This window comes from Shewanella sp. 8A (genome assembly GCF_023475945.1).
Lineage (GTDB): Bacteria > Pseudomonadota > Gammaproteobacteria > Enterobacterales > Shewanellaceae > Shewanella > Shewanella xiamenensis.
Genome location: NZ_JAMDJP010000039.1, coordinates 25,886 through 38,607, shown reverse-complemented (window position 1 = coordinate 38,607; position 12,722 = coordinate 25,886). Strand labels below are relative to the sequence as shown.

6 protein-coding genes are annotated in these 12,722 nt (G+C 48.3%); 1 reads left to right on the top strand and 5 read right to left on the bottom strand.

Annotation, left to right across the window (positions count from 1 at the left end; all coding sequences use genetic code 11):
* Positions 1–278 precede the first annotated feature (278 nt).
* Complete coding sequence (locus tag M0413_RS20245; RefSeq protein WP_218737823.1) at positions 279–833, bottom strand: hypothetical protein; 555 nt, start codon at positions 831–833, stop codon at positions 279–281.
* A 244-nt stretch (positions 834–1,077) separates the two neighbouring features.
* Here M0413_RS20245 and M0413_RS20240 point away from each other — a divergent pair, with 244 nt between their 5' ends.
* The gene (locus tag M0413_RS20240; protein WP_218737822.1) at positions 1,078–3,105 is read left to right on the top strand and encodes a S9 family peptidase; all 2,028 of its coding nucleotides are present in this window, start codon (positions 1,078–1,080) and stop codon (positions 3,103–3,105) included.
* 116 nt (positions 3,106–3,221) lie between these two features.
* Here M0413_RS20240 and M0413_RS20235 read toward each other — a convergent pair whose 3' ends face one another.
* From M0413_RS20235 to M0413_RS22980, 4 genes are all read right to left on the bottom strand, one after another.
* Entirely contained in the window at positions 3,222–4,700 is a 1,479-nt protein-coding gene (locus M0413_RS20235) for a M16 family metallopeptidase (RefSeq protein ID WP_502957304.1), read from the bottom strand.
* 11 nt (positions 4,701–4,711) lie between these two features.
* On the bottom strand, positions 4,712–6,043 hold the full coding sequence (locus M0413_RS20230) for a M16 family metallopeptidase (RefSeq protein WP_249555414.1): 1,332 nt from the start codon (positions 6,041–6,043) through the stop codon (positions 4,712–4,714).
* Between the two features lie 136 nt (positions 6,044–6,179).
* On the bottom strand, positions 6,180–7,592 hold the full coding sequence (locus tag M0413_RS20225) for an amidohydrolase (protein WP_249555412.1): 1,413 nt from the start codon (positions 7,590–7,592) through the stop codon (positions 6,180–6,182).
* A gap of 205 nt (positions 7,593–7,797) precedes the next feature.
* Positions 7,798–12,696 carry a S8 family serine peptidase gene (locus tag M0413_RS22980; protein ID WP_283771983.1) on the bottom strand — a complete coding sequence of 1,633 codons (4,899 nt, stop codon included), beginning with the start codon at positions 12,694–12,696 and terminating at the stop codon, positions 7,798–7,800.
* Positions 12,697–12,722: the final 26 nt, after the last annotated feature.

Here is a 12,722-nt window from a genome sequence, read left to right as displayed (position 1 = left end):
CCCTTGCCATTCGCTAGTAGTTAACGTTTAATAACAGGATGTTATTGAACGGTGACCTTCCTACAGAGGACTTTCACCTCATTAGTTCATGCCCATGCTGGGCGTACACAATGCGCTCAAATCGCTCACTTCGTTCGCTGGGACGGGCTAAAGCCCGCCCCTTAGCTTAATCGTTAATCCATAGAAATTTTTATCCGAAATTCACCTGATACAACCGATGACCTGACACGCTTTTGTCCAAAAGTGAGTTGCGTATTGTCGAGTATGAATAAGTCGGCTTAATTCAATGGTGCTACAGGCGTCATTTCTATCCCACGAAAGAGCTGATAGCGGTCGATATCATCGTCTAAATATTGGATATTTTGCGTCCACTGCCATGCGCCTTGGGGCGATTTAGCTTCGAATAACAGTTGGATTAAGGCGGCGCGCGCATTCACGACTCCCTCGCCCAGCAGGGAATAATCACCATTTTGTTGATATAAACTAAAGAGTTGCTGCTTCTCCTGCGAGACACCGTCGTAGTAGGTTAACAGCACTTGCTCGCCTTGCTCCCGAAACCACCAAGTCTCACTGTAGGGAGCGTGCGTCCCAACACTCACGGAGAGGATCAACTGCCGCTGATCATGGGAGCAGAAGCCATTGACCGTCACTTGTCTAGGGGTGTCACTTGCCTTAGCAGCATTGCCCTGCCACTGCCCCACCATTTGCGGGCAAAAGGCTTTAAAACTGATCTTAGCGGCTTGTGCAGGAAAGATAGCCAAGCAGCCCAAGGCGAGCATCAATACATTTTTGATCAATAGCTTGCCCAGTTTTTGCGGGATGATTAACGCCATATTCGAGTCCTATTTCAATCTTCCAATACATTAGCGTTAAAACACCTTAGCCACAAATACGCCATAACACTTTGCGCCATACCCAACATACCTTGCCATCAAAATGTCCTCAGTGGTTACAGTTACTTACATAAAAGTCACTCTTGCCACCGATAGACTCAGTTTGATTTCATGCTCAGTTTCTATACTGTGATGTTTTACGGGAAAAATAACGATAACACTCTGAATGATAAGGAGACATCTAGTGAAGAAGGCAGGCATTTTACTGCTTAGCTTACTCATGCCTTTCAGCACGGCATTTGCAGAAGCAAGCAAACCACTCTCAGTCGAATTACTTTGGCAACTCAAACGCATAGGTAGCCCAGTGGTGTCATCCACGGGCGAGCATATTATTGCGCCTGTGACTGAGTACGACCTTAAGGAAGACAAGGGTTCAACCCAACTGTGGCGCTTCGACGGTGAAGGTAAAAATAACCGTGCGATTACCGCCAAAGGCTTAAAAGTCAGCGAGCCGGTGTTTTCGCCAGATGGTAAAACCTTGGCTTTTATCAGCGAACGTAACGATGATGACGCGGGCCAAATTTACCTGTTACCTATGGATGGCCCAGGTGAAGCCAGCAAACTCACGGATATCCCCACCGGCGTCAATGGCATCAAGTGGGTTGGCAAGCATTTGTATTTTATTAGCAATATCTTTCCTGAACAGAATTGGGAGCAAATGAAAGCCCAGCTCAAGACAGATAAAGATAATAAAGTCTCCGCCCGCCAGTGGAATGCACTGCCCTATTCGCAGTTCGATCATTGGTTAGATGAGCGCCGTCAGGCCCATGTATTTAGGATCCCTGCCACAGGCGGCGCGGTTGAAGCCGTGACTCAGCCTTTAGGCCATGAACTGCCACGCTCAAGCCAAAGCAGTTCAAGTTATGATATTTCCCCCGATGAACGCTTAATCGCCTTTAGCGCCTATGGTTCTGATAATCGGGTTGATCCTAAGTTAGATTTGTTCCTCGCCACCATCGGCGGCAACAAGGCTGAAAACATCACTCCAGAAAACCCCGCGCCGGATCTCAATCCATCCTTTAGTCCTAACGGCAAAACCCTGGCCTTTACGCGCCAAAAAATCCCAGGATTTTATGCCGATACCGCAAGGCTAATGCTGCTGGATGTAAGCAGTCGCAAACTCACCACGCTCACCGCGGATTGGGATCGCTCAGTGTCTGACTTCAACTGGACACCCGACAGCAAGGGCTTTTATGCCAGCATTGATGATGCCGCCACTAACCGTATTTACCATATCGATGCCAAGAGCGGTAAGGCCAAGGCCATCACCCAAGCTACCGACTTTAGCCAGCCTGCTATCGCTAAAGATGGCCAGTTGATTGCGACCAATCAAAGCTTCTTGTATCCCGCGCGTTTAGTCAGCATCAATCCTCGCAATAGTAAAACCGAGCGTTTAGAACAGTTTAACGACGATATTTTAAAGGATGTCGATTTAGGCAGCTATGAGTCGGTCACCTACAAAGGTTACCAAGGCCAAGACATTCAAATGTGGGTGCACTATCCTCCCGGGTTCGACCGCAGCAAAAAGTATCCGCTGTTTATGTTAATCCACGGCGGTCCGCACAACGCCATTAGCGATGGTTTCCACTACCGCTGGAATGCGCAAACCTTTGCCTCTTGGGGTTATGTTACCGCGTGGCCAAACTTCCATGGCTCTAGCGGTTTCGGACAAGAGTTTGCCGATGCCATTAACCCAGATTGGAAAAACAAATCCCTCGAAGACGTGCTCAAAGCCGCAGACTGGTTTAAGCAACAAAGTTGGATCGATAGCGATCGTATGGTTGCCGGTGGTGCCAGCTATGGTGGCTACTTAACCTCGATTATTTTAGGCCAGCCGCATCCCTTCAAGGCGCTGCTAATCCACGCCGCGGTATACGACATGTATTCACAAATGTCGGCGGACTTTGCCGTCCACAGCACCCGCTTTGGTAACTACTGGGATAATCCTGAGCTGTATAAAGCCATTTCGCCCCATTACTTTGCCGCCAACTTTAACACTCCAACCTTAGTCAGCCATGGGCAACTCGATTACCGCGTGCCTGTCGGCCAAGGTTTTGAGCTGTTCCGTACCCTGCAAACCCGTAATGTTGAATCGCGGATGATTTATTTCCCCGATGAAAACCATTGGATTATGAAGCCCAACAACTCCATCTATTGGTATAACCAAGTGAAAGATTGGATGGCTCACTACGCCAAGCCCGGTGCGCAATAACATCTAGAATCTAGAACCTAGAACCTAGAACCTAGAACCTAGAACCTAGAACAGAAAAACAAAAGGTCTGCACTATGCAGACCTTTTTATTGGGCGAAATAGACTAACGCCAGTGGTTATTGACCAAAACCCACCGCATTAATATCAACGGTTTGCACTTGGCCATACTTGGCCGCGATAGGCGCAATCTTGCTGGCGTTGCCGATCAGCACAAACTGTAAGTCCTTTTGCGGGAAGTAAGTTTTCACTAACCTTTGGGTCTCTTCTAAGGTTAAACCGTCCACTTTAGCTTGGAACTCGTTGATAAACTTATCATCGAAGCCGTACAGATACATGCCAGATAAGAGTCCTGCCAATTGGCCCGAGGTTTCAAACTTAGGCGGGAACTGACCTTTAACATAAGCCTTAGCCGAATCAAGAGTCGCTTGGTCGACGCCTTTCTCCCATAAGCGAGCATAGGTTTTCAGGGCTAAATCAATTGCTTCTTGAGTGGTTTCCGTCTTAGTGAAGGTGCTAATGGTAAACACACCTGCATCGGTATAAGGACTAAAACCAGAGCGAGCACCATAGGTTAGCCCCGCATTCACTCGCAGCTCATCGTTCAGCCAAGAGGTAAAGCGACCACCTAAAATAGTGTTCACGACCGTTAGCCCCACATAGTCTGGGTTATCACGGCTAATGCCTAAACCACCAATAACAAAGGTGGTTTCCATCGCATCTGGCTTATCCACCAGCAGCACTTTGGCCTGAGTTAACTTAGGTAAACCTTGGTTTAAGTCGGGCTGAACGAGTTTTTCGCTGCCTTTCCACTGGCCAAAAGTCTGAGTTAGCTTGGCCTTCATCGCCGCCACATCAAAATCCCCCACCACTGTTAATGCGGTATTGGCGGGTTGATAGTAGCTTTTATGGAAGGCGCGCAGCTGCGACACTGTGACTTGCTCAAGTGACTCACGATTACCCGATGAGGCATTACCGTAAGGATGAGCACCGAACACCAGTTTGTCGAAGTAACGACCAATCACGGCGCGCGGGCTTTCTTTATCCTGCTGTAAACCCGCAATGGCGCGCTGCTTAAGCTTGTCGAATTCTGCTGAATCAAAGTCTGGGCTTAATAGCGCGGCGCTGAATAGGCCAAGCATCACATCGGTATCTTTCGCCATAAAATCGGCGGCCAGATAACTGCCTTCTTTATCGGCTTCGGCCCCTAAGCTAGCGCCGAGAAAATCCACTTGTTGCTCAATCTCGGCCTTGGATTTACCCGCCGCGCCAAGGAGTAAACCTTGGGCGGTCATTTGGGCGATACCTGCTGTGGTGTCGTTTACCGCCCCTGCACGCACGACCGCGTTTAGGGTGATTAACGGCACTTCGCGCTGTGGCATTAAATACACTGTTAGGCCGTTATCTAGCACTAACTTGTCGTAACTTGGCATGGCAAAGCTGCCGGTATCGACGCGTTTTGATGCCGTGGTGGAGGCGCAGCCGGATAAGGCTAAGCCAGTGCCTAGGGCTAATGCGACCATTAACTTAGTCGGTTGCCAAGATGATTTGACAAAGGATGATTTGACAAAGGATGATTTGACAAAGGAGAGTTTCATTGCCATCGATTTCATTGAGAGGACTCCTCATTTGCCGCCAATACCGCGACCGTGCGATTCGATTTGCGTAAATAGGTTTGGGCAACACGTTGGATATCCGCAGGCGTTACCTTGTTATAGGCCTCTGGCGCATTAAATAACTTGTCGTAACTGCCAAAATACATTTCATAGGTGCCGATAGTGTTGGCCTTACCATTAATGGTTTCCATCGCGCGGTAAAAATCCATCAACTTGATATTTTTAACTTTATCTAGCTCTTGCTGGCTAACGCCATGGGTCGCAATGGCATCGATTTGTTCAATCAGCGCCCGCTCTAGCGTCGATGCTTTCATCTCTGGCGTAGCTACACCCATGACGTAAAAGAGATTGGGATCGACCGACATCGGCATATAGGTTTGCGCTTCTAAGGCCACTTGTTTATCCACCAGCGCTTGATATAAACGCGAGCTATTGCCTTGGCTTAAAATCGAACTTAATAAATCCAGCGCATAAAAATCTGCGTGAGTCGCTGCCGGAATATGGTAAGCCAGCATCACATTAGGCGTACTGACCGAGGCTTTTTGAACGAAGGTACGGCGCTCACCCTTTTGCTCAGGCTCCACGGTACGCACGGCCTTTGGCGGTGTTTGCGCAGGAATAGGCGCAAAGTACTTGTCGGCCAAGGCTTTTACTTGGGCAAGCTTCACATCACCCGCAATCACCACGACCGCATTGTTTGGCGCGTAATAGGTCTTATGGTATTGCACTAAATCTTCCAAGGTCCAAGCGGCGATATCCGATTCATGACCAATCACAGACCAAGAATAGGGGTGCGCTAAAAAGGCCACGCCTTTAATTTCGCCTTCGAGGGTATTCCAGTTAGAGTTTTCAAGCCCAGTTGAACGCTCCGACTGCACTACGCCACGCTCGCTTTCCACCATCGCGGGATTGATATCTAAGTTGGCGATACGATCAGCTTCAAGGTCGAACATGGTTTCTAGCGCATTGGCGGGAAACCAGTCGGTGTAAACCGTCATATCCTCTGTGGTGTAGGCATTGTTAGCCCCGCCCGCCGCTTCCATAGTGCGGTCGAACATCTTAGGGCCGTATTTTTTCGAGCCATTAAACATCATATGTTCGAAAAAGTGTGAAATACCGGTAATCCCCGGGACTTCGTTACGGGAACCGACTTTCCAAAATAGATACATGTTGGCATTGGGAATAGAAGAGTCCTCTAGCACCATGATTTTCATGCCGTTATCTAGCGTGAAACTCTTAATATCTTCTGCCGTGGTGGCCTGAGCTTGGCTCAAGGGATTAAAGAGTCCCATCGCCAATACCAGCGCCGATAGCGTGCGCTTCATCTTGTTCACTCCTTGCTGTAAAAATTCACATAAGAGGGCATATTGATTAACAAATCAAGGGCGAAAAGATCTTCCCACCCAATTTTTTGTAAGCTCAAGTTATACCGAAAAGCTGACGGAATAAGGCTTAAGCGGTTTATTGTGCCTTCAGTGCCGTAAGGGCAACCTTAGTCATGGCCTCAACACCAACTTTTAACGCGCTTTCATCCACATAAAATGCTGGCGAATGGTTACTGGCCGCCGTTTCAGGATCTGTGCCCTTTGGCGTCACCCCGAGGAAGAAAAACATCCCAGGGGACTCTAAGGCATAGAAGGAAAAGTCCTCGGCACCTGTGATTAATCCTGGCTCAATCAGCATCTTATCGCCGACCACGCTGGCAAGCGCGGGGCGCATACTGGCGACCAATTCGGGATTGTTCACCACTACGGGATAACCTTGATGGATTTCGGTTGTCGCGGTGGCGCCTAAGGTTTTTGCCGATAACTCGGCGATTTCGGCCAAGCGCACCTTAATATCGGCACGCATAGGCTGGTCAAAGGTGCGGATGGTGCCAATCAACTCGACTTCATCAGGAATAATATTCGAGCGAATGCCACCATTTACCGCGCCAAAACTCACCACGGCAGGCGCTTTGGTAATATCCACCTGACGACTGACAATAGTTTGCACATTGGTAATAATTTGCGCCGCGGCCACAATAGGGTCGACACCATTCCACGGACGCGAGCCATGGGTTTGGCGACCTTTCACTTTGATCGTAAAGGAATCTTCACTCGCCATTGCTGGGCCGCTGCGCACCCCAATCATGCCGCTTGGCATACTCGAGGTCACATGCATCCCAAACACTTGGTCGGGTTTACGCTTGGCAAACAGCCCTTGTTTGAGCATTAATTCCGCGCCGCCCTCTTCGCCATCGGGCGCACCTTCTTCAGCAGGCTGGAAGATAAACATCACATCGCCGGCAAGGCTATCTTTCACTTTCACTAAATTCTCGGCCACGCCCATCAGCATGGCCACATGGGTATCGTGGCCGCAGGCATGCATCACCCCTACGGTTTGACCACGATAGGTATCTGTCGCTTTAGAGGCAAAGGGCACATCGACGACTTCGGTCACGGGCAAGGCATCCATATCAGCGCGGATCGCAATCAAAGGGCCGGGCTTACCGCCCTTTAACTTTTCGCCTTTCAAGATAGCAACAACCCCAGTATGAGCGATGCCCGTTTGAACTTCTAACCCGAGGGATTTCAGATGCTTTTCGATAATCTTGCTGGTGCGAAACTCGCGATTAGATAACTCAGGATGCTGGTGCAAATCACGGCGCCAGTCGATCACCTTTTGCTCCACACTCGCCGCCAACTTAGCCGCATCGGGCTGCGCCGCATAGGCAGAACTTAAGCCTATACCCATTAAACTCAAAGTGACGATGGAAGCCAGTAAGCTCTTGGCCAATTTTGATGTACTCACACCGAATGAACTCACATAAGGTGCAAAGGATGTGGCGACAGAAGATGTTGATAAAGTGCGCGATACCGAGGATACAGTCATAGCGATAACCTATTGTTGTTTTTATAAGCTATCTAAACTACACGCACATCACAGAATTGTTAATAGATTTAATAGCAAGGCTTGTAACGAAGAATTAATGTAGGATAAACACATCATTTATGGCCGATGCTCATCCATACTTGGACGCATAAAAAAGGGCCTCCGTTAGAAGGCCCAAAGACAAGGTACTACTTAAAGGTGAAGTTTACTTATTCACATTCCATTTTTGACGTGATACGGCCATCAAGCCAAGCATCAGGATGGCAAGCCAACCCAAGCTACCGCCATCGCTCTCTTTAGTCTCTTCAACAGGTGGTGTTGGAGGCGTAGTTGGTGGCGTAGGTTCTACACCATCAGAGTTCACGACTAAGTTAAAGCTCGTTTGCACCATGTCATTTTGATAAACCTTATCAAAGGCTTTCACTGTGACAGTGGTTGTACCGTGCCAATCTTTTTCGGGAGTGATGGTGACTTGGTTACCATTAACAACTGAGGTGATATGCGCGCCTGTGACTTGGATACCATTAGCGGTATTTTCTTTGTCTTGCACTAGCACCTCAAAACTGATGCTGGTGTTTTCAGCAACAGACATATTGCCGAGTGAACCTATCGCAAGGTTTGAAGGTACTTTGAGGCTTCCGCTAGAGGTCACACTACTGCTGCCAGTGTAATCACTTTTAGCAATAATCTGCAGATCTTGACCTACCGCTTTGGCGCCAACACGAGCCGAGAATGATAGTTCGATTGCTGTCGCTTCAGGCCCAGTGTAGTTAGCACAGACCACTAAGCCTTCTGCAATTTTCTTATCCAGATCGTTAAAGGCAAAGCCATCACCGATATAACCATACGCAGGGCCAAAGGTGCCACGTGGTCCATAGTAACCATGTAAACCAATTGAGCCTAAATGCGCTTTGTTACCGGTTAATTTGTCATAGGCAAAAATAAACTCATGCTCACCAGGGGCAAAATTAAGCTGAGTTGAGGCTAATAGCTCAAAACTGTAACGGGCATCGTAATCAGGATCATGGTTAATACCAAAGGCAAAATCCTGACGCATATTGTCCCATTCAACAATCAGATAACGTCGGTCATTGGTAACAGCAAGCGATACGCCGTCCATGCTTTCGGTATCCAAATTATATTCAGGGATGGTAACACCATCTCCACGCCATAACGGAGCAATCACAGTATCGGGGAAATATTGCTCTTCCATTGGATAGTGAGCAGCCCAGAACAGTGGTAGTTGATCGAGCTGAATAAATCCACCAGGAGAAATGCTTAAGGTATCTTTGTGTGAATACTCTTCTGGATTGTTATACAGCGGGATACGATCAATACCAAATGCGCTTAATGGCACAGTTACCGTATCATTCACCCGACCAGCAATTGCCGCTTCAGACGCGATTCCAGCCTCGGTAAATAAATCCAAATAATAAGGATTTGAACCGATTGGAATTCGGCAGCTCTCATCGGTATCGCTCGTGGTGAAGAGATATTGACGTTTTTGCGCATTGCTCGCCTGTTGCATCGCTTTCAGGGTGATTTGCTGTGCAGCAACAGTCAGGCCGGCTTTAAGATCTTGGTTATTGCTGTTCGCTTTTAGCGTGTTAGGCAATAATTGCAAACCTTCGGGCAGTGTTAAGGCAATATTCACATCGCGCTCTAATCCGAGTAGGTTTGGTGCCATCAGCATCTTAACCTCAACAACATCGCCTTCTTTGGCTTGTTGTTGGCTGGTCGTGATACTGACATCATTGCCCTCATGCACTAAATGCACGGCCATTTTGCCAATGTTGCCAACGTTTTGCGCACCATTACCGACTTCAACCAAGCCGTATAAGCGATCACCCGCTTTACTGCCTGTGACAGACCAGTTCATTTGCAATTGGTAAGGATCGATACCATTGGTACTTGCTGGCCCTGTTACATTCAGTTGCTTAGTATCAGTGTCGGAGATAATCGCCAGACTCGCTTTAATGCTGTCTTTGGTATCAATCTCGTCTCCCCATGGGCGCTTAAAGTTACCTAACATCACCCAGTAACGGCCTGGCGTTGGATCATTGATCGCGCAATAGTCGGTAACATCGGTATAGGAGTAACAAATCGCCTCGTCATACCATTCCACTTTGCCGTTGCTATTCAAGTCCATACCAATATCTAAAGACGTTGATGCAGCATTATCTGCAGAGACTTCTTCCCATACGATGCGGCGAGTGCCTTCTGGTACGTCAAAGAAATGCACCGAAACACCCGGATTATTTTCCAATGTTTCAGGCTTTGTAAAGTCAACATAGGCGGCATTAAGTTTGTGCTCTGTGACTGTACCTGCGGTTAAGCCACTCACTTTGACATTCAGCGCGCTGATTTCTTTGGTCATCAACTCAGGTGTCAACATAGTGCCAGTATCGCGGTGGATTTTTCCTGCGACAATTTCAGGCAAGCTAGAGCCAGTAAAACGTGCCATTACGGGCAAGTATTGATCTGGCAAACTGGCATCCGTCGGTTTCAGGTCAATTTTACCAAACACTTCGTTTGAGGAGGAGTTAGCGTTGACAGAGGTTACATCGAGGATTTTCGCCGTTACCATAATACTTTGCTGCTCACCCGCTTTTAACTTAATCGTTTGCGGATAAACACTTAGCTCAAGGAAAGGCGCGCCTTCTGTGGTGATTTCGGTCGCACTCACGTTCCACTCACCGTCTGTCGTGGCAGTAAAGGTACGCATCCAAGTGCAGCTACTTTTACATTCCGCATTGACTAAATAAGGCACGTTTAACGCGGTCACATCGCCACCTTCCGTGGGGTTGGCGGCGCGATAATTATCACCATTTTCATCCATCACCAGACCCGCTTTTACCGCTCTGGCTACGTTAATCACTCCGCTACCCATATCGTAGAAAGCTGCATCCACTAATTTTGGCGGATTATCGTAGGTTGGAGCTTTACCTAACACGGCGGTGGTCATCAGTGCCGACTGGATCATCGCAGGCGTCCATTGTGGGTGCGCTTGGGTTAATAACGCTAAAGCGCCCGCCACATGTGGACCTGCCATAGAAGTACCACTAATGGCTTCATAATCACTCGGTGAGGGATACAAGCTAAAAGGCATTTCGTCAGAATAAGCAGCAAACACGTCCACCCCGGGGGCTGACACGTTTGGCACCATTACATTGGGGTTAGTGCTACTTGGACCACGGGAGGAGAAGTCAGCTAACACATCGGCTTCGCGCTCAGTGGTGATAATCTTACCCGCAGTGATGGTGACTTTAGGCTCTGTGGTGTTGGCAACCCATTCAACAAGCTGATTGCCTGATGCCGCGTCGATGTGCATTCCTGGGATAGGGAAAGGGTTTAAATTTAGGCTATTCGCGCCAGTACCATCGTCCCAAGATACGGCGTTATATAAAATAATCCCCCCCGCACCGCCCGCAGCAACGTTAACACCTTTCTGTACGCGAGCATTTTCACCGCGCTTACATAACACGATATCATCGCTATTGAATGTGCCAGCTGGGAAAGGAGCCAAGCACAGTGGATCACTATAGGTTGCGGCATCAACTAAACGGCCAGTGATATCTCCCGTTACGGCATAACCTGCCATTTTATTAGGTGCGTTTTCACCTGCAAAAGTGAGCGAGCCTTCAACAGGTTCAATTTGGCGACCATGGGTACTGGCAGCAACGGATGTTAACCAAGGCGAGACATGGTCGATATAGCCTGGGCCATAGCGTCCCCAGTTACCCGCCGAAGCAGCAACAGAGATCCCCGATTCACGCGCAGCTAAAAACGCCATTTCAACGGCATCGTACCAAGGCAGACTTTCAAGTCCACCGATAGAGAAGTTAATCACATCGACGCCGTCGATAATGGCATCTTCAATAGCAGCGACTAATGCATCGCCAGGACAACCACCGTAGTTTTCGCCATACGAACCACCACCGGGATAACACACTTGGTAGGCAATAATGTTGGCTCTTGGGGCAACGCCTGAAATTTCGGGGAAGACTAAAGAGGTATCAAAACCATCTGATTTTTCATCAGTTCCACTCAGTTTAAAGGGCACATTGTAGAGCACGTTACCCGCAACGGTACTGGCAGTATGTGAACCATGGCCGTTGTAATCTTCACCATTGGGTGGGCGTTTATAATCCACTTCCCACGGTGGCAGATCGGGTTGGAAAATCGGATCTTTATAGGTATCGGTAATCATATCGTAGGAACGAACACCGATAAGCTTACTGTTACACATCAAAGGATATTCTTGGCAGTCGCCGAGATAATTGCCTTCGCCTAATGGGTTGACGTGCTTATAACCGTCTGCCGAAACTGCGGCAAAAGACGGGTGATCTGAGTTAATCCCAGTGTCGATAATACCGGCAATAATGCCCTCACCACGCATCGCAACGCCGTCGGGAGTGCTCGTGCCCTGCCAAATCATATCAGCGCCAATATGCTTAGGGCCGACATCGGTGAATAATTGATATTCCTTCGCTCGAGTCACCGCTTTAACATTGGGCAGCTTAGCTACTTCAGCGGCTTGCTCCTGGGTTAACACCATGGTCATACCGTTTAGTGCCACATTAAAGCGACGCTTTATTTCAGCATCTGGAGCAACACGCTTGATTTGGCTAGCGGTTTCATTCTGAGAGCGCGTTAAAAAAGCTTGGTAGTTTTTAACGGTTTTGCTCTTTAAATCGATTGTCCCAAAACGCTCATTAGAACGTATTGCGGGCTGATTGCTACGAGGCGACGTAGCGGCAAACTCAGGTCTATCACCCTGATAAAGTGAAACAGGAGCATCCATTAATTGAATAATATAGGTATGCGTTCCATCAATGTCCTTTTCCCATGCAAATGGCGCCTTGTGGCTACTCCCATTTACAGCGCGATGGACGTTCATACCAATTTGACCCGGTCTATTAGCGCGATTCAAAGCCGGATGGGTTGGTTTATTTTTATTGGCTAATATTTGTTCGGGTGCCAGCTTGATACCAATAAGTTTTTGCTCGGCTTGGTTCCTATCTAAAGGATTGGCAACTAACGTCCCTATTCCGGTCGCATATAGCGCCGCAAAGGTCATTATGCTGATCTTCTTCAATTTCATTACTCATTCCTTGTTAGATTTATGTT